The sequence below is a fragment of the Flavobacterium facile genome (assembly GCF_036321945.1).
Lineage (GTDB): Bacteria > Bacteroidota > Bacteroidia > Flavobacteriales > Flavobacteriaceae > Flavobacterium > Flavobacterium facile.
The window spans coordinates 588,873-607,969 of sequence record NZ_JAZAYT010000035.1; the positions used below are offsets into that span (position 1 = coordinate 588,873).

Annotated in this window: 19 protein-coding genes; 12 read left to right on the forward strand and 7 right to left on the reverse strand. The window is 31.5% G+C overall.

Features of this window, described 5'->3' with window-relative positions; translation table 11 throughout:
• Positions 1-86: 86 nt before the first annotated feature.
• The 4 genes from UEQ13_RS15200 (at position 87) to bioB (ending at position 4,065) form a co-directional block, all read left to right on the forward strand.
• Positions 87-1,019, forward strand: coding sequence for a bifunctional riboflavin kinase/FAD synthetase (locus UEQ13_RS15200; protein WP_329807202.1), 933 nt, complete (start codon positions 87-89; stop codon positions 1,017-1,019).
• Positions 1,016-2,308: an HTTM domain-containing protein gene (locus UEQ13_RS15205; RefSeq protein WP_329807203.1), complete on the forward strand. Its 1,293-nt coding sequence runs from the start codon at positions 1,016-1,018 to the stop codon at positions 2,306-2,308. Before UEQ13_RS15200 ends, UEQ13_RS15205 begins: the two co-directional genes overlap by 4 nt.
• 163 nt (positions 2,309-2,471) lie before the next feature.
• The gene (locus UEQ13_RS15210; protein WP_329807204.1) at positions 2,472-2,915 is read left to right on the forward strand and encodes a hypothetical protein; all 444 of its coding nucleotides are present in this window, start codon (positions 2,472-2,474) and stop codon (positions 2,913-2,915) included.
• A gap of 67 nt (positions 2,916-2,982) precedes the next feature.
• Positions 2,983-4,065, forward strand: a complete 1,083-nt coding sequence (gene bioB, locus UEQ13_RS15215; protein ID WP_329807206.1) for a biotin synthase BioB — start codon at positions 2,983-2,985, stop codon at positions 4,063-4,065.
• 134 nt (positions 4,066-4,199) lie between these two features.
• On the opposite strand, the gene UEQ13_RS15220 is transcribed toward bioB, so the two are convergent.
• From UEQ13_RS15220 to UEQ13_RS15235, 4 genes are all read right to left on the reverse strand, one after another.
• Positions 4,200-5,201 carry a glycosyltransferase family protein gene (locus UEQ13_RS15220; protein WP_329807207.1) on the reverse strand — a complete coding sequence of 334 codons (1,002 nt, stop codon included), beginning with the start codon at positions 5,199-5,201 and terminating at the stop codon, positions 4,200-4,202.
• A 7-nt stretch (positions 5,202-5,208) separates the two neighbouring features.
• Positions 5,209-6,036 carry a UDP-2,3-diacylglucosamine diphosphatase gene (locus tag UEQ13_RS15225; protein WP_329807208.1) on the reverse strand — a complete coding sequence of 276 codons (828 nt, stop codon included), beginning with the start codon at positions 6,034-6,036 and terminating at the stop codon, positions 5,209-5,211.
• 339 nt (positions 6,037-6,375) lie between these two features.
• Complete coding sequence (locus UEQ13_RS15230) at positions 6,376-7,626, reverse strand: aspartate kinase (protein WP_329807210.1); 1,251 nt, start codon at positions 7,624-7,626, stop codon at positions 6,376-6,378.
• A 23-nt stretch (positions 7,627-7,649) separates the two neighbouring features.
• Complete coding sequence (locus UEQ13_RS15235) at positions 7,650-8,123, reverse strand: GNAT family N-acetyltransferase (protein WP_329807212.1); 474 nt, start codon at positions 8,121-8,123, stop codon at positions 7,650-7,652.
• A gap of 236 nt (positions 8,124-8,359) precedes the next feature.
• On the opposite strand from UEQ13_RS15235, the gene fbp reads away from it, so the two are divergent.
• From fbp to UEQ13_RS15260, 5 genes are all read left to right on the forward strand, one after another.
• Positions 8,360-9,367 (forward strand): class 1 fructose-bisphosphatase, encoded by a 1,008-nt coding sequence (gene fbp / locus UEQ13_RS15240; RefSeq protein WP_329807213.1) that lies wholly within the window; start codon positions 8,360-8,362, stop codon positions 9,365-9,367.
• A 122-nt stretch (positions 9,368-9,489) separates the two neighbouring features.
• Positions 9,490-10,080 carry a HupE/UreJ family protein gene (locus UEQ13_RS15245; protein WP_329807214.1) on the forward strand — a complete coding sequence of 197 codons (591 nt, stop codon included), beginning with the start codon at positions 9,490-9,492 and terminating at the stop codon, positions 10,078-10,080.
• Between the two features lie 144 nt (positions 10,081-10,224).
• Positions 10,225-10,656: a deoxycytidylate deaminase gene (locus UEQ13_RS15250; RefSeq protein WP_329807215.1), complete on the forward strand. Its 432-nt coding sequence runs from the start codon at positions 10,225-10,227 to the stop codon at positions 10,654-10,656.
• Entirely contained in the window at positions 10,649-12,238 is a 1,590-nt protein-coding gene (locus tag UEQ13_RS15255) for a S41 family peptidase (RefSeq protein WP_329807216.1), read from the forward strand. Before UEQ13_RS15250 ends, UEQ13_RS15255 begins: the two co-directional genes overlap by 8 nt.
• A gap of 85 nt (positions 12,239-12,323) precedes the next feature.
• Positions 12,324-13,031, forward strand: coding sequence for a peptidase associated/transthyretin-like domain-containing protein (locus tag UEQ13_RS15260; protein WP_329807217.1), 708 nt, complete (start codon positions 12,324-12,326; stop codon positions 13,029-13,031).
• A 1-nt stretch (position 13,032) separates the two neighbouring features.
• On the opposite strand, the gene UEQ13_RS15265 is transcribed toward UEQ13_RS15260, so the two are convergent.
• The 3 genes from UEQ13_RS15265 to UEQ13_RS15275 are packed head-to-tail and all read right to left on the reverse strand — an operon-like array spanning position 13,033 to position 14,433.
• Positions 13,033-13,641 (reverse strand): FAD-dependent oxidoreductase, encoded by a 609-nt coding sequence (locus tag UEQ13_RS15265; protein ID WP_329807218.1) that lies wholly within the window; start codon positions 13,639-13,641, stop codon positions 13,033-13,035.
• Position 13,642: 1 nt separating this feature from the next.
• Positions 13,643-13,837 (reverse strand): hypothetical protein, encoded by a 195-nt coding sequence (locus UEQ13_RS15270; RefSeq protein ID WP_166125601.1) that lies wholly within the window; start codon positions 13,835-13,837, stop codon positions 13,643-13,645.
• Positions 13,838-13,857: 20 nt separating this feature from the next.
• A complete protein-coding gene (locus UEQ13_RS15275) occupies positions 13,858-14,433 on the reverse strand; it encodes a MarC family protein (RefSeq protein ID WP_329807219.1) in 576 nt (191 codons plus the stop codon).
• A gap of 142 nt (positions 14,434-14,575) precedes the next feature.
• Between UEQ13_RS15275 and UEQ13_RS15280 the strand changes: the two genes are divergently transcribed.
• The 3 genes from UEQ13_RS15280 to UEQ13_RS15290 all read left to right on the forward strand — a co-directional run bounded on the left by UEQ13_RS15280 (position 14,576) and on the right by UEQ13_RS15290 (position 19,002).
• The gene (locus tag UEQ13_RS15280; protein ID WP_329807221.1) at positions 14,576-15,142 is read left to right on the forward strand and encodes a DUF3109 family protein; all 567 of its coding nucleotides are present in this window, start codon (positions 14,576-14,578) and stop codon (positions 15,140-15,142) included.
• A gap of 267 nt (positions 15,143-15,409) precedes the next feature.
• Positions 15,410-16,387, forward strand: coding sequence for a ribonucleotide-diphosphate reductase subunit beta (locus tag UEQ13_RS15285; protein ID WP_329807222.1), 978 nt, complete (start codon positions 15,410-15,412; stop codon positions 16,385-16,387).
• Positions 16,388-16,572: 185 nt separating this feature from the next.
• Complete coding sequence (locus UEQ13_RS15290; RefSeq protein ID WP_329807223.1) at positions 16,573-19,002, forward strand: ribonucleoside-diphosphate reductase subunit alpha; 2,430 nt, start codon at positions 16,573-16,575, stop codon at positions 19,000-19,002.
• Positions 19,003-19,097: the final 95 nt, after the last annotated feature.

The following is a 19,097-nucleotide window of genomic DNA, read 5'->3' on the forward strand; positions in this document are numbered from 1 at the left end:
TTTGAACAAATTTTTATAATTATTTATATTATCCAATTTTGTTGTTTAGAATAATTATTATCAATTAATTTGCATAAAAAATTCAATTGAAAATTTATACTTCTATAAATGATTTTTCCACTTCCAAAAAAACAATTGTTACTTTGGGAACCTTTGATGGTGTTCATATTGGGCACACTGCTATTTTAGATAAAATATGTAAAGTAGCTTATAGTGAAGGTTTAGAAAGTGTTATTCTTACTTTTTTTCCCCATCCAAGATTAATTGTTTCAAATAATTACGATATCAAATTGTTAAATACAATTGAAGAAAAATCTGTTTTATTAGAGAAAAAAGGAATTCAAAATTTCATTATTCACCCTTTTGATAAACTTTTCTCAGAATTATCTCCAAGAGAATTTGTCACCCAAGTTCTAGTAGAAAAATTAAATATTCAAAAAATAATTATTGGTCACGATCATAAATTTGGAAAAGACCGTGCCGCCGATTTTAACGATTTAATCAACTTCGGAAAAGAATTTGGTTTTGAAGTAGAAGAAATTTCAGCGCAACAAATAAACGAGGTTTCTGTAAGCTCTACTAAAATTAGAAATTCACTTTTAGAAGGAAATGTGTCTTTAGCTAACGACTATTTAGGTTATCCATATGTTTTAACCGGAAATGTTGTAAAAGGCAATCAATTAGGAAGAACCATAGGATTTCCAACGGCAAATATTGAAATTCCAGAAGAGTATAAATTGATTCCTAAAAATGGCGTTTATGTTGTTACAGTCAATGTAAACAAACAAACAGTTTTCGGAATGATGAATATTGGAATAAAGCCTACTTTAGGCGAAAATAAATTATCAATTGAAGTGCATTTATTGAATTTTGACAAAAATATTTACAATCAAAAAATTCAAGTAAATATTCTAGAAAGATTAAGAGATGAACATAAATTTGAATCTTTCGAAGCCTTAAAGTTACAATTAGAAGTAGACAAACAAAATACTATTCAATACTTTGAAAATCTAAAATGATCAAAAAATGGCTTTCTGAAAATATCGATAATTCGGGATTAGTAATTTTTAGAATTTTACTAGGATTATTGGTCATGGCAGAAGGATTTGGGGCTATTTTATTAGGTTGGGTAGAAGCCGTTTTCATTCAAAGTAAGTTCACTTTTAATTTTATTGGTTTCGATTTCTTGCAATTCTTACATGGCGAAAAAATGTATACCTACTTTTTCGTTATGGGGATTTTAGGATTACTCATTACTTTAGGTTTTTTTTACAGATTTGCGATGGTTGCTTTTACTATCATGTGGACAACCGTTTACCTTATTCAAAAAGAATCGTACAACAATCATTATTACTTTTTAATTCTCATTTGTATTGTCATGATTTTCTTACCTGCAAATGCTAAGTTAAGTGTTGATGCGAAATTATTTCCTAAAATAAAACAAACAAGAATCCCAAGATGGATGCCATATTTGCTGCTTTTCCAATTGTCGATTTTATATTTTTATGCGGCAATTGCAAAATTATATCCAGATTGGTTAGATGGAACGTTTTCTAGAATTCTTCTAAACGGAATAACTCAACGTCAATTTCTTTTAGATATCTTCAATCAAAAATGGTTTTTATTAACGTATGCTTACGCTGGAATTCTATTCGATTTATTAATTATGCCAGCTTTATTTTGGAAGAAAACTAGAAAATTAGCCATTATCGCTTCTTTCGGATTTCATCTTTTTAATGAATATTCCTTAAAAATCGGAATTTTCCCCTTTTTAGCGTTGAGTTTTATGGTTTTACTTTACGATTCTATTCCGCTTAAGTTTCTTAATAACAAAGAAGAAATTCTTCCAAAAAACAATTTCAATACCAAATTTTTTATGCTCTTTTTTGTGCCGTTTTTTATCGTACAAATCATTTTACCATTACGTCATCATTTCATAAAAGGCGACGTTTTGTTTACTGAAGAAGGGCATAGATTAGCATGGAGAATGATGCTTCGCGAAAGAAAAGGAAACCTAAATATTAAGGTTGTAGATAAAAAAACAGGTTTGTCTCATTATTATAATTACGGAACTGAATTAACATCAAAACAAATCAAAATTTTGAGTAATTCGCCAGATGTAATTTGGCAATATTGTCAGAGAATTAAAAAGGAATCTAAAAAACCCATTTCAATTTTTGTGGAATGTTCTGTTTCCATAAACAGACGTCCTTACTATAAATTAATTGACGAGAAAACAGATATGGCAACGGCAACATTTGATTATTTCGGACATAATCAATGGATTTTACTTCAAGATTTAAATTAATTTTTCTAAAACAATCGTTAAAAATTCAATTGATAATCAGATAGATAAATAATTATTTGTACTTTTATAATAATCAAAAAATTATCTACTATGAAATCGCAACCAAACTTCAGATTACAATGCGATTCTAAAATTCATTTAAAAACAACTAAAATCGTTATTTATGAAAAATCAAGTTGAAATTAAAAACGGAATCTTAATCTTTGTTGGTATTGGTCTTTTCTTCCTACTAATGGATTTATTGGGTTTAGCAAACAAAAATTACCTTAGAATTTTAAATGCTTTTATTGTGCTTTTCGGAATTATGAAAACCATTAAAAGTAATTATGCAAACGGAACAACCGAATATCTAGAAAATTTAGTTTCTGGCTTTAAAACAGGAATTATAGGAGTAATTTTGGGTATAGTTGGATTGATTGTTTTTGTCTACATCAAAGGAGGCGAAAGTTATTTAGCAACCTTGTCGGATACATTCTTTTTTACTGGAAAAACCAACTTAATTATGTACTCAGCCGTACTATTTTTTGAAGGAATTGCCTCTTCATTAATTGGTTCTTTTGTAATTATGCAATATTGGAAAGATGTTCCTGCAATATCAAAAATATAAAATCTTATCACATAAGTTTTTTCTTCAAATGTAAATTAGTACTTTTGAGCCATTAATTTATGATTTTATGAGTGTTACTAAACATAACTGGACGAAAGAAGAAATAATTGACATCTACAACAAACCTTTAATGGAATTGTTATACGATGCAGCATCAATACATAGAGAACACCATGATCCAAATACGGTTCAGGTTTCTACACTTTTATCAATTAAAACTGGCGGATGCCCGGAAGATTGTGGATATTGTCCGCAAGCGGCTCGCTATCACACGGATATTGTAGGAAACGATTTAATGTCGGTTTCTCAAGTAAAAGCACAAGCATTACGTGCGAAATCTTCTGGTTCATCTAGAGTTTGTATGGGTGCAGCTTGGAGAAACGTGAAAGATGGCGCTGAGTTTGATCAGGTTTTAGAAATGGTTCGTACCATTAATAAACTAGATATGGAGGTTTGTTGTACTTTAGGTATGATTACCGAAAATCAAGCACATCGTTTAGCAGAAGCTGGATTATATGCTTACAATCACAATTTAGATTCTTCTGAAGAATATTATAAAGAAGTCATTTCAACTCGTGGTTTTGAAGACCGTTTAGAAACTATCGAAAACGTTCGTAAAACTAACGTAACAGTTTGTAGTGGTGGAATTATCGGAATGGGTGAAAGTATTTCAGACAGAGCAGGAATGTTAGTCGCGCTTTCTACATTAAATCCACAACCAGAATCGGTTCCAATTAACGCCTTAGTTGCTGTGGAAGGAACGCCATTAGAAGATGAAAAACCAGTTGAAATTTGGGAAATGATTCGTATGGTAGCGACTACAAGAATTGTTATGCCAGAAACGCAAGTTCGTTTATCAGCAGGAAGAACAAATATGAGTAGAGAAGGACAAGCGATGTGTTTCTTTGCTGGTGCGAATTCTATTTTTGCTGGAGATAAATTACTAACTACGCCAAATCCGGATGTAGATGAAGACATGAAAATGTTTGAAATGTTAGGTTTAAATCCGCAAAAACCATTCATCAAAAAGATGCAACCAGAAACGGTTGAAGCAGCAGATTCAAAATTTGAAGCTTTAGGTGAAAAACCAAAATGGACTAGACCAGACCATAAAATTGAAAGAAATTTAGAAGCTTCTGGAAAGAAGTAATTTTAAAATAAGTCATAAAAAATCCCAAACCAACGTTTGGGATTTTTTTATTCTGGTAAAGAGCAACTACTTACTAACCACAAATAAATATTGAAAAAACTACTACTATTTTTTTTGCTACTCTTTTTTCCAGTTTATATGAATAGAAATTCCGTGTCAAACGAAGTGTTTTCTAATACAATTTCTTCTATGATTTTTTCAATATTGTTATGGTAATTTACAGGAATAATTCTATTCGATAACGTCCACATTTCAATTAAATTAAAATCAAGTTTTTTAGAAGTTAATACGCCCATTTCTTTCAAAGCCAATGCATTACATTCTTGTTCGATTTGTTTTTTGATAGGAATTACGAACAATTTCTTTTTTAAATATAACGCTTCTGAAGGCAATTCGAAACCGGCATTACATAAAACGCCTGGGCAATTGGCAAAGGAATTTAAAAATTCGTTTTCATCAATTGGAAAAACGGTGCAATTATGCGCTGTGTAAGAAGTTTCCGCATGTTTAGAAAATATCGTCCAATTCGCAGAAGTTCGTTTTAATTCTTTAATAATTTTTATATCAGAATACGATGGCAAATACACTACATAGTTTCCTGAAGTAGAAGTTTTTAAGTTTCTAACTTTTTTTCGAATCACCGGATTAAAGATGTTTTCATTATATTCATCAAAATGAAATCCATATTTTTTTATAACGGGTGCGTAATTTTTAAAAATCTTCCAACTTAACCATTTTAATTTTTTAGGTTTTGGAGTTTCTTCAAAAAACAATGACGATTGATGTGATAAAGAAATGATATTTCCACCTTTTAATTTGCAAGCCCAAGCAGAAATAGGTTCATAATCGTTAATGATTAAATCATACTTATAAACGTTGAGTTTTAAAATTTGATATAGAAATTTCAAGTAATTGTTCTTGAAAAAAGTTTTCAAAAAAGAAACATTTCCATTGCTTCCATAAAACAAAGAAATACCTTTAAAATCGTGTGTAACAGGAAAGCCCAAATTTATTTGCGATTGACTTCCACTTGTTAAAATATCCACATCTCCATAAATTTGTAAAATCGGAATGATTTCTTGCGCTCTGGCTAAATGACCATTTCCTGTTTTTTGTACGGCGTATAAAATTTTCATAATTTATTTAGTTAAATCCAACAACTTCTTTTATCAATTCATCTATATTTTTCATTTCAATATCGTTCATTTCGTGCTCTAACTCGTCTCGAAAATCATTTTTATCGAAAGTGTAAATTTTCCATTCGGCATTGTGATATTCTAAAGCGGTCAGATTTTCAATCCAATCTCCACTATTCAAATACATGCAACTTCCTTTTTTGTTTTCCACTTTTCTAATTTGTGGCTGATGAATGTGTCCGCAAATCACATAATCGAATTCATTTTCAATGGCTAATTCCGTAGCTGCATCTTCAAAATTTCCTATAAATTTTACGGCTTTCTTTACGTTGTTTTTAATTTTTTTAGAAAACGAATATTTTTCTCTTCCTAATTGAGTTAAAAACCAATTCGATAACACATTCAAACGAATTAAGAAATCGTAACCCCAACCGCCTAATTTGGCAATCCATTTGGAATGTTGCACAGAAGCATCAAAAACATCACCATGAAAAAACCAGGCTTTTTTCCCGTCAAGATTCATGATTTTTTTATTCGTCAATTCAATATTTCCGAAATTCGTATCAGCAAATCGGCGTAAAAATTCATCGTGATTTCCCAAAATGTAAACCACTTCGGTTCCTTTTGTAGCTAAATCGATAATTTTTTTAATAACCTTTAAATGAGGTTTCGGGAAGTAACTTTTTTTAAACTGCCAAATATCAATGAAATCACCATTAATAATTAGTGTTTTTGGAGCAACAGATTTTAAATAAGAAAGTAGTTCTTTCGCCTGACAACCATAAGTTCCCAAATGCGTGTCGGAAATTACTACAACATCAACTATTCTTGCCATAATACGTTCTGTATTGTTTCGGCAAAGTAAAAGCTTGTTTGTTAAGTGAATAACATCTGAAAATTAAATAATTGAAGTAAATTAAAACTCTTAATTAAATTTATGTTAATTAGGTGTCTAGTTTTTTTTCCACGAATTTTCGAATTGACGCTTGGTAAGTTTATTTAAAATGTTTTAATTTGAAAATTCGTGGCTAAAAGAATGTTACAGGCAAATTTTATCATGCCCAAAGCATCTATTTTGTTTTAAGAAATAGTATTAAAAGTGACAGTTTCAATTTACAAAATCTATCACTTTCAACTTATTTCTTTTTACTTTTTCCTTGGCTTTTTCAAAAATTTAAAGCGTTACAATTTGCAACGTTTCTCTACTAATTTGTTTTACCAATACTTTTTTGTCTTTTTCTACAACTTCCGCAGAAATAGCATCAAAATGGCGAATCGTATATAAGGAAACATTCTCATTATAGGAAACTTTGAATTTTTTTGATAAGATGGTTTTTAACTCTTGAAATTTGTCAAATTTGTCTTCCACACAAACAGAAAAACTAATCGCCGAATTCTGAATCAAACTTACTTTGATTTTATATTTATGAAACAAAGCAAAAATTTCACTAATGTTTTCTTCCATAATGAAAGAGAAATCAATAGAAGAAAGGGAAATTAAAACCTGATTTTTCTTAACAATAAAACAAGATGTTTTTGGTTCTAAATCCACGCCTTTGCTAACTTTTGTTCCAGGTAAAGTCGGATTAATAAAAGATTTTACGAATAAAGGAATTTCTTTTTTCTGTAAAGGTTGTAAGGTTTTCGGGTGAATTACACTTGCACCATAAAAAGCCAATTCTATCGCTTCTCTGTACGAAATTTGATTTAATAAAACGGCATTCTCAAAATACCTTGGATCGGCATTTAAAACTCCAGGAACGTCTTTCCAAATCGTTACACTTTCTGCGCCTAAACAATACGCGAAAATCGCAGCCGTATAATCAGAACCTTCACGACCTAAAGTAGTAGTAAAGTTATTTTCATCCGCACCAATAAATCCTTGAGTCACAAATAAAGATTTCTTTCTGTTGATTTTCGAAATTAATTTCTGAGTATGTTCCCAATCTACATTCGCATCACGGTAATTATTGTCTGTTTTTATGTATTGACGTACATCTAACCATTGATTAGAAATACCAGCAAAATTTAAATAATGACTTACAATTGTGGTTGAAACTAATTCTCCAATACTAATAATTTGATCGTATACAAAAGGATAATTTGGCGATTTATTACTTCTTACAAAATATTCTAAATCGTCAAAATGAGCATTGATATCAAAAAACACTTCATGTTCTTCATCTTCAAATAAATCTAAAAGAATTTGATTGTGGTATTTTCTAATATCTTGAAGCGAAGCATATAATTCGTTAGACTTGTCAAAGTAATTTTTAATCACAATTTCTAACGCGTTTGTGGTTTTACCCATCGCTGAAATTACCAATAACACATTTTCATGTCCTACTGTTTTTAATACTTCCAATACATTTTTTACTCCAGCCGCATCTTTTACTGATGCACCACCAAATTTGAAAATTTCCATGCTATTATCTTAAGTTGTGTTTGTTAGTTGTTTAAAAAAGCTTCAATTCCGTTTTCGTCCATGTGAACTACTCGCCAATCTGATAAAACTTTTGCGCCACTTTTTTCATAAAAGTCAATGGCTGGTGTATTCCAATCTAAAACATTCCATTCTATTCTGCGAACATTGTCTTTTTTACCTTGTTTGATAATTTCAGAATATAACGCATAACCAGCGCCAGTTCCTCGATTGTTTTCTTTAACAATTAAATCTTCTAAATGAATGGTTTTTCCTTTCCATGTTGAAAATCGGTAATAATATAAAGCTACGCCAATAATTTCCTCGTTGACTTCCGCTACAAAAGTATGAAATAAAGGGTTTTCAGAAAAGCCATCTCGTACTAAATCTTCCGTTGAAATCACAACGGCATCAGGTTCTTTTTCATAAACGGCTAATTCTGTAATCAATGCTAAAACATCGTGCATGTCTTCTGGTGTTCCTTTTCTAATTTGTAACATATATTTTGATATAATTGTACAGTTTGTAAAGTTGAAAATGTTATAAAACTATGCAAATGTACTTAATAGCTTTTGTTTTGAAAAAAGAATTTAAAAATATAACAAAAATTTATATTTTTAAATTAAATTTTAATTTTTCGTTGTTTTAGGGCTTTTTTTAAAATTTTTAAACACCTTAAGGATTTCATATAAATTTGTGTAAATTTGCGAAACAATTCAACTCAATCGATTTCGTAATGGAAGAAAGAAATAAAACCTTAGGTGAGTTTATCATCGAAAATCAAAATGCATTTCAATATTCGTCTGGCGAATTATCCCGAATTATCAATTCTATTCGTTTGGCTGCGAAAGTGGTAAACTATAAAGTAAATAAAGCAGGTTTAGTAGATATTGTAGGCGCAGCAGGTGATCAAAATATTCAAGGGGAAGACCAACAAAAACTGGATGTGTATGCGAATGAGGTTTTTATTCAAACGTTAATCAACCGAGAAATTGTTTGCGGAATTGCTTCTGAAGAAAACGACGATTTTATTACTGTGGAAGGTTCAGATAAAAGTCATAACAACAAATATGTCGTATTAATGGATCCGCTTGACGGTTCTTCAAATATTGATGTAAACGTTTCTGTGGGAACTATTTTTTCTGTGTATCGTAGAGTTTCACCAATTGGAACGCCAGTAACTTTAGAAGATTTCTTACAACCTGGTACGGCTCAAGTAGCTGCCGGTTATGTAATTTATGGAACTTCAACCATGTTAGTGTATACAACGGGTCACGGAGTAAACGGATTTACTTTAAATCCAGCTATCGGAACGTTTTATTTGTCACATCCCAATATGAAATTTCCAGAAAACGGAAATATTTATTCTGTGAATGAAGGAAATTATATTCAGTTTCCTCAAGGTGTAAAAGATTATATCAAATATTGCCAAGCGGAAGAAGAAGACCGACCATATACTTCACGTTATATTGGAAGTTTGGTGTCCGATTTTCATAGAAATATGATTAAAGGCGGAATTTACATTTATCCAACAAGCTCAAAAGCACCAAAAGGTAAATTACGTTTGTTATACGAATGTAATCCAATGGCATTCATCGCCGAACAAGCTGGTGGAAAATCTTCAGACGGTTTCGGAAGAACAATGGAAATTGTCCCAACAGAATTGCACCAACGTGTGCCGTTTTTCTGCGGTGTAAAAAACATGGTAGAAAAAGCAGAAGAATTTATGGAGCAGGCGAAATAAGTTATTGTTTTTTTTTTTTTTGAAAACTAGTATAAAAAGTTAAAAGTAGAGAGCGACAGTAATGTCGCTTTTTTATTTCCCTAAAATTCTGTAAGTTTGAAAAACCATTTTAACCTACAAATATGCAAGAATTTTTAATATACTTCAATATGGGATTAAAGCACGTGCTAGACATTGGTGCCTATGATCATATTTTGTTTCTAATTGCTCTAATGGTTCCGTACGCCTTTAAAGATTGGCAACGTGTATTGCTTTTAGTTTCTCTGTTTACTATCGGACATACTTTAGCGTTGTTTTTATCTGTTTTCGGAATTGTAAAAATTCAAGTGAATGTGGTAGAATTTCTTATTCCAATAACCATTCTAATTACCGCTATTTTTCATTTGTTCACCGCAGGAAAATCGGGTAAAAAAGAAAGCATCACTTTTGTGGCCTTGGTAACGGTGTTTTTTGGATTAATTCACGGTTTAGGATTCTCTAATTATTTCAATACGATAATGGTTGGAACCAGAGCTGAAAAGCTTGTCCCGTTATTAGAATTCGCCCTAGGAATCGAAGCTGCTCAAATAATCGTGGTCATAATTGTTTTAATAATCGCCTATATTGTACAAACTGTTTTTAGATTTTCAAAAAGAGATTGGGCTTTGGTTATGTCAGCATTTGTAATTGGTGTAGTTTTGCCAATGATTATTCAAAGTGAAATTTTTAATTAAAATTATTTCACAGAGCTACACATGGATTACACAGAGTTCACAAAATTATTTTTAATTCAACATATTGTGTTCAAAAAGTATTTAAAATAAAAACTTTGCGAACCTTTGCGAAGAACTTTGCGTTTCTTTGCGGTAAAATTTAACATGAAAGAAAAGAAAAAATTAAAATACGATCAAGCCTATTTGCGCATCGCAACCGAATGGGGAAAATTATCTTATTGCAAACGCAAACAAGTTGGCGCAATTATTGTTAGAGATAGAATGATTATTTCTGATGGATACAACGGAACACCAAGCGGATTTGAAAACTGTTGTGAAGATGAAGAGCATTTAACGAAATGGTATGTGCTTCACGCAGAGGCAAATGCGATTTTAAAAGTAGCACGTTCCACACAATCTTGTGAAGGTGCTACTTTATATATAACACTTTCACCATGTAAAGATTGTAGCAAATTAATTCACCAATCAGGAATTAAACGAGTGGTGTATTTAGAAGAATATAAAGACACTTCTGGTGTCGATTTTTTAAGAAAAGCCGGTGTAGAAGCCGAACATTTACAAGTAATAAATGAATAAACCGCAAAACAAATATTATGTTTTTATTCCTGTAATTATCGCCTTGTCTTTTGCAGGTGGTTTGCTATTGGGGAATAAAATCGATGTTTTGAAAAATGCCAGAATAGGAACAAAAACGGAAGGAAAATTAAAACTAAACAAGTTAATCGACTTCATCGATAACGAATATGTAGATAAAGTCAATACCGATTCAATTGTCGATTTAACCGTTACTGGAATTTTAGAAAATTTAGATCCACATTCCACTTATATTCCAAAAGAACAATTGGCTTCCGTAGCAGAAAGTATGGAAGGGAATTTTGTGGGAATTGGCGTGAATTTCTATATGTACAAAGATACATTGACTGTCATTAAACCTATTCCAAACGGACCTTCAGCCAAAGTTGGCATCAAACCTGGCGACAGAATTTTGTTCGCCAACAACAAACAACTTTTCAAGAAAAAATACCAATCCGAAAATTTATTTCCCATCCTTAAAGGAGAAGTAGGTAGTCCAATTAATTTAACTATTTATAGAAAATCGGAAAATAAAAAATTTAAAGTTACTGTTACACGAGATTTAATTCCTGTGAAAAGTATTGATGTGGCGACAAAAATCAACGACAAAACAGGATATATTAAAGTCAACCGATTTGCTGAAACCACTTATGATGAATTTCACAAAGCTTTAGTTTCCTTAAAAAAACAAGGCGCAAAAGAATTAATCGTCGATTTAAGAGAAAATGGTGGTGGGTATTTAGAAATGGCGGTCGCAATGGCCGATGAGTTTTTAAAAGACAAGCAATTAATCGTTAAAACAAAAAATAAAAAAGGAACAGAAGATTTATCGTATGCGACCGAAAAGGGTGTTTTTGAAACCGGAAGATTATATGTTTTAATTGATGAAAATAGTGCTTCCGCTAGTGAAATTTTTGCGGGTGCGATTCAAGATAACGATAGAGGAACTATAGTGGGTCGTCGTTCTTTTGGAAAAGGTTTGGTGCAACGTGAAATGAAAATGAATGACGGTTCTGCGGTGCGATTAACCATTGCCAGATATTACACACCTTCAGGAAGAAGCATTCAAAAACCTTATGAAGACAAAGGCGAAAAATACTTCAACGAATTTGAAAAACGTTTCTTAAGCGGTGAATTATACGAAGCCGATAGTATAAAAGTGGCTGATAGTTTAAAATTTAAAACGAAAAAAGGCAGAATTGTATACGGCGGTGGCGGAATTATTCCAGATGTTTTCGTACCAATAGAAAAAAATCACAATAAAGAAGGTTTAGAATTATTGCTTCAATCCGAGATTATGAGTTATTACGCATTTGAAAAGTTAGATCAAAATAGAGGGTTTTTCAGTAAAATGAATAAGCAAGAACTTAAAAAGGAATTGTTTAAAAATGATAAATACTTCAATCAGTTTAAAGAATATGTGACTTCAAACGGTTTGCTTTTTAACTTATCGGACCAAAAAGAACAAGTGCTAACGTATTTGTTTGCCGAATTTTCTAAGCAATTGTTTAACGATACTTCTTATTATCAAATTGTACTTCCAAGAGACAAAATGATTACTAAAGTTTTAGACAAACAGAAATAATTTAAGAAAATATTTATATACTTTGTCTTTTGCTTAACTTTTAGGCATTATTTAAGGTTTAATTTTGAATTTCTAAACTTAATGTATGAAAATTAAAATTACGCTATTTCTTTTCTGTTGTTTTCAAATTTGTTTTTCTCAAAATATAAATGGAAATGTTCGAGCTACTAATTTACCAATCAGTAATGTTGAGGTAATAAATAGCAGTAAAAAAGAAGTTGTAACTACTAATTCCGAAGGAGTTTTCGAAATCAAAGCTGCAACAGGAAATTGGATTACATTTTACCATAAAAATTACGATGTCGTAAAAATATATGTGGATTCGTTATTTGATTTTTCTAAAACTTTAGAAATTAAATTATCCGAAAAATCAACACAAATTGAAGAAGTAATTGTAGAAAAAAAACAGCCTTTTCTGAAAGGATTAAAAACAGGAATGCCTGTAATTCCTTATAATAAGCCAAGTGTGAATTTTTCTGACGGAACAGTTTATACACCCTTCGATATTATAGCTATTGGGAAATTAATTGGAGGAATATTCAAAAACAAGAATAAAGTTTCATTTAAGCCAAAAGAACCAGTTCAATTCAGAACTTTTACCGCTCAAAGTTATAGTGCGGATTTTTTAATCAATAGTTTGAAATTGAAACCAGAAGATGTAGAAGGATTTCTGAATTTTTGTAGTTTCGATTCAAAATCAAAAGAAGCGGTTGAAAATTCCGATAAATTAGTTTTGTTACAATTTCTAATTGCAAAATCTGAAGAATACAAAAAAGTAAATCAAAAAGAATAGCTTATTCTTTTACAGTATCATGAACCTGAACAGGTTTGTTATCATTCCATAAAGTTAAAATGTCGGTAGCTGCACTGGCGCCACTTCCAGCTGCAATAACTAACTGACTTCTGTGTCCAGCTAAAGTTCCAATTGCATAAATGCCTTCGGTTACCAAATGATCGTTATTTTCTAATTGAATTCTGTTTTTCTCTGGAGCTGCTTTTTTATGCGGAATAATGTAGTTTTCCAAACCTTCAATCGTAAACGGATTTCCAGCGCCAATTCCAATCATAATTATTTTTGATTGATAGCTGTTTTTGTTTGTAGTAATTGTGAAATTTCCAGATTCTCCAGAAATAGTTAAGACTTTCTCGTTTTCAATTTGAGAAATATGTGGATAACTTTCAGATAAATGAGCTAAACTTTCCTCTAGCAATTCACTACCTAATTTTTCTGAAGCGATTCCGTAAGCGTTATTAAAAACAGCTTTCTGTAATGAGGAAGTTTTCTGATGTGCAATAAGTCCAATTTTTCTATCAGCCATAAAAGGTTTCTCTTTTGCCGATCCAAAAATTAAAGCGGCAGAAACACCTGAAACGCCGCCACCAATGATTAAAACGTCAAACATGTTATTTGGTTTGGTCAACTACTTTTTTGGCAACCATAAAAAGGGTTACGATTAGTATTGCGCAAAAAGAAGCCACAATTCCAATGATAGCAATTGTACTTTCTCCTTCAAAAGGTTTTTCGAAATTAATTTTTGTAGCATTAAAAACAATAGTAATTAATGATAATGCGATAATAATGTAGGTAAATATTTTCATTCTATTTTTGTTTTTTAAACTTATATAAATAATCCTTTAACGTTTGCGGCAAATAATTTTATCGAAATGGCTAATAAAATTACACCAAAAACTTTTCTAATAATTCCTAAACCGTTTACGCCTAATAATTTTTCAATTTTTCCGGACGATTTTAAAACGCCATACACTAATATGACATTAATTAAAATGGCAATAATAATGTTTATTTTGTCATAAGCTGCACGCAAAGATAATAATGTAGTCATGGTTCCAGCTCCAGCAATTAATGGAAAAGCAATCGGAACAATTGAAGCTGTTGTTGGATTGTCTTCTTTGTATAATCGCACACCTAAAATCATTTCTAAGGCTAAGAAAAACAACACGAACGAACCTGCGACAGCGAATGAATTGGCGTCAATACCAATTAATTTTAAAATTTCTTCACCTACAAACAAAAAGGCAATCATAATAATTGCGGAAACAATGGTTGCTTTCTCTGATTGGATGTGTCCAATCTTACTTCGTAAATCGACAATAATAGGAATACTTCCTAAAATATCAATTACAGCAAATAAAATCATCGAAATTGTAAAAACTTCTTTCCAGTCGATACTCATAGTTGTGGTGTAAATATTTTTGCAAATATAGGTATATTGTTTAAAAATGCATTTGAATTTAACGCTTCATTATAAAACTTCTAATTTTTGGTTTCCTTTTTCTAACTTCAAATTACTATCTTTGTTGACTAAATTAATAAGAATGTTTCAACTTCAAAAAACCATAGTTTCCGAAGAAATTTTAGAAAAAGACTTCGTATGTAACTTATCTGCTTGTAAAGGAGCGTGTTGTGTAGATGGCGATGCTGGTGCACCATTAACTAAAGAAGAAACGCAAATATTAGCTGATATTTATCCGAAAGTAAAACCATTTTTACGCAAAGAAGGTATTGCTGCTATTGAAGCGCAAGGTACACACGTTATTGGGACAGATGGAGAATTAGAAACGACATTAATTGGTGGAAAAGATTGCGCTTATGTAATTTTTGATAAGAAAACGGCACTTTGCGGTATTGAGCAAGCTTATAATCAAGGCGAAGTAGATTGGAAAAAACCAGTTTCTTGTCATTTATATCCCATTCGTGTTAAAGAATATTCCGATTTTTCAGCCGTGAATTATCATAAATGGCACATTTGTTCAGATGCGTGTGCTTTAGGTGCAGAATTGCAAGTTCCAGTTTATAAATTTGTGAAAGAAGCCTTGGTGAGAAAATTTGGAATGGAATGGTATGAAGAATTAGAAAAAGTCGCTCAAGATTTAAAAAAATAAAGGCTAAAAAAATACCTCAAAAATCGTCTTAGCAAGTGTAATATCAGCTGGTTAAGACGATTTTTTTGTTTTGTTTATTGAAATATAATTTATTGATAATTAAATAGTTATGAAAATAATTTTTAATTTTACAAAACTTTCGGATTGTTAAAAACTTAGTCGGATTGTGAATAAGTTTGACTTTCATAATTCAATTGATTTCTTCAAATTTGTAAAGTCAAAAAAACAGAGAAAGCATCTCGTTAAATATAAAAAAATCAATTACTTATGTCAAACGTTGAACCAATTTTACAAGAAAACAAAAACAGATTCGTGATTTTCCCAATCAAACACCACGATATATGGGAATTTTATAAATCAATGGAAGCTAGTTTTTGGACAGCGGAAGAAATTGATTTGTCTCAAGATTTAAATGATTGGAATAATAAATTGAATGCTGATGAGAAGTATTTTATCAAACATATTTTAGCTTTTTTCGCCGCTTCTGACGGAATTGTAAATGAAAACTTAGCTGAAAACTTCGTAAATGAAGTGCAATATGCGGAAGCCAAATTCTTTTATGGTTTCCAAATTATGATGGAAAATATCCATTCAGAGACGTATTCGCTATTAATTGACACTTATGTAAAAGATGAAGCTGAAAAAGCTGATTTGTTCAACGCTTTAGAAGTTTTTCCTGCGATTAAGAAAAAAGCGGATTGGGCTTTAAAATGGATTGAATCAGATTCTTTTGCAGAACGTTTAATCGCGTTTGCAGCCGTAGAAGGAATTTTCTTCTCTGGTGCATTTTGTTCTATTTATTGGTTGAAAAAACGTGGTTTAATGCCAGGTTTAACCTTTTCAAACGAATTGATTTCTCGTGATGAAGGTGTACATTGTGATTTTGCAGTGCATTTACATAATCATCACTTAGTTAATAAAGTATCTAAAGAACGCATCAGAACAATTATTGTAGATGCTTTAAATATCGAAAGAGAATTTATTACAGAAAGTTTACCTGTTTCTTTAATTGGGATGAATGCCGGATTAATGACACAATATTTAGAATTCGTAGCAGATAGATTATTAGTAGAATTAGGTTGCGAAAGAGAATACAATACCACAAATCCATTTGATTTTATGGACATGATTTCTTTACAAGGAAAAACAAATTTCTTTGAGAAAAAAGTAGCCGAATATCAAAAAGCAGGTGTAATGAACACAGATTCTGACGCGCAAAAAATTACTTTTGACGCAGATTTTTAATCTGAACTAGTTTCAGATTCTTTAATAAATAATACAGAATTCCCTCAAATCCTGCTATTAATTTTTCCTAAAATGTAAGTCTTTTGTTGTTTCGATAAAAGGCAAGCCTTAATTTCTGGCCAAAAATAATTAATACAAATAACCCGAAGCAGTAAAGGGATTTGCTGGTTCACAAAACAAAAACTATGTACGTAATAAAAAGAGATGGCCATAAAGAGCCAGTAAGTTTTGACAAAATCACAGACAGAATAAAAAAACTGTGTTATGGTTTAAACGATTTAGTAGATGCTGTAAAAGTAGCTATGAGAGTTATTGAAGGATTATATGATGGCGTAACCACTTCAGAATTAGATAACTTGGCAGCAGAAACAGCAGCTTCAATGACCATTGCTCATCCAGATTACGCACAACTAGCAGCTCGTATTGCCATTTCAAATTTACATAAAAATACCAACAAATCTTTCTCGGAAACGATGAACGAAATGTATCATTATGTAAATCCAAGAAACAATCAGGCAGCGCCGCTTTTATCAGAAGAAGTTCATAATGTAATTCAAGAAAATGCAGAATTTTTAAATTCTCATATCATATATAACAGAGATTTTAACTACGATTATTTCGGATTTAAAACTCTAGAACGTTCCTATTTATTAAAAATTAATGGTAAAATTGTTGAACGTCCTCAACACATGTTAATGCGTGTTTCTGTTGGGATTCACTTAAACGATTTACCTGCTGTGTTAGAAACTTACGACTTAATGTCGAAAAAATTCTTCACACATGCTACGCCAACTTTATTTAATGCAGGAACACCAAAACCTCAAATGTCATCTTGTTTCCTTTTAGCGATGCAAGACGATAGTATTGATGGAATTTACGACACGTTAAAACAAACGGCAAAAATTTCTCAATCCGCTGGTGGAATTGGATTGTCTATTCACAATGTTCGTGCAACAGGTTCATACATTCGTGGTACAAACGGAACTTCTAATGGAATTGTTCCAATGTTACGTGTGTTTAACGACACGGCTCGTTATGTAGATCAAGGTGGTGGAAAACGTAAAGGTAGTTTTGCGATTTACATCGAAACTTGGCATGCCGATATTTTCGATTTCTTAGATTTGAAAAAGAATACTGGTAAAGAAGAAATGCGTGCGCGTGATTTATTTTTCGCGATGTGGACGTCAGATTTATTCATGAAACGTGTGCAAGAAGACGGATTATGGACGTTAATGTGTCCAAATGAATGTCCAGGTTTATACGATGTGTATGGTGAAGAATTCGAAGCACTTTATACTTCTTATGAAGCTGCTGGAAAAGGTAGAAAAACCATCAAAGCGCACGAATTATGGGAAAAAATTCTAGAATCGCAAATTGAAACTGGAACGCCATATATGTTGTACAAAGATGCAGCCAACAGAAAATCAAATCAGAAAAATTTAGGTACGATTCGTTCTTCGAATTTATGTACTGAAATTATGGAATATACTTCGAAAGATGAAATTGCAGTTTGTAATTTAGCCTCTCTTTCGTTACCAATGTTCGTAGAAAATGGAACGTTTAATCATGAGTTGTTTTACACGGTTACAAAACGTGTGACTAAAAACTTAAATAAAGTAATTGATAGAAATTATTATCCTGTAATTGAAGGAGAAAATTCTAACAAACGTCACCGTCCAATTGGATTAGGCGTACAAGGTTTAGCAGATGCTTTCATTATGTTAAGAATGCCTTTTACAAGTGATGAAGCTAAAAAATTAAACCAAGAAATCTTCGAAACGATGTACTTTGCAGCTGTAACAGCTTCAATGGAAATGGCTAAAGAAGAAGGACCGTATTCAACTTTTAAAGGTTCACCAATTTCACAAGGAGAATTCCAATACAACCTTTGGGGCTTACAAGATTCAGATTTATCGGGTCGATGGGATTGGACTAATTTAAGAAAAGAAGTGATGGAGTTTGGAGTGCGTAACTCGTTATTAGTGGCGCCAATGCCAACCGCTTCAACTTCTCAAATTTTAGGAAACAACGAAGCATTTGAACCTTATACTTCTAACATTTATACACGTCGTGTTTTATCTGGAGAATTTATCGTGGTAAACAAACATTTACTAGAAGATTTAGTAAAATTAGGCTTGTGGACAGAAGAGTTAAAACAAGAATTAATGCGTGAAAATGGATCGGTTCAAAACTTAAATATTCCTCAAGATTTAAAAGAATTATACAAAACCGTTTGGGAAATGTCTATGAAAGATATTATCGATATGTCGCGTCACCGTGGGTATTTCGTAGATCAATCGCAGTCGTTAAACTTGTTCATGCAAAATGCAAATTATGCGAAATTAACATCAATGCACTTTTACGCTTGGCAATCAGGTTTAAAAACTGGAATGTATTATTTACGTACGAAAGCAGCTGTTGATGCGATTAAGTTTACCTTAAATAACGACAAAAAAACAGAACCAATTGTATCCACGCAACCTAAAGAACAATTAGAAGTGGTACAGGCTGTAGAACCAGTTGCAGCATCTGTAATGTCTGCTGAAGAATACCGCGCCATGATTGAATTAGCAAAAAATGCTGGTCCAGATGATTGCGAAATGTGTGGTTCTTAATTAGAAAAACATAATAAACAGATTATATAAAACAGCCATTATTTTTAATGGCTGTTTTTATGTAAATAAAAACCTATAAAAACCTTGTTATTTCG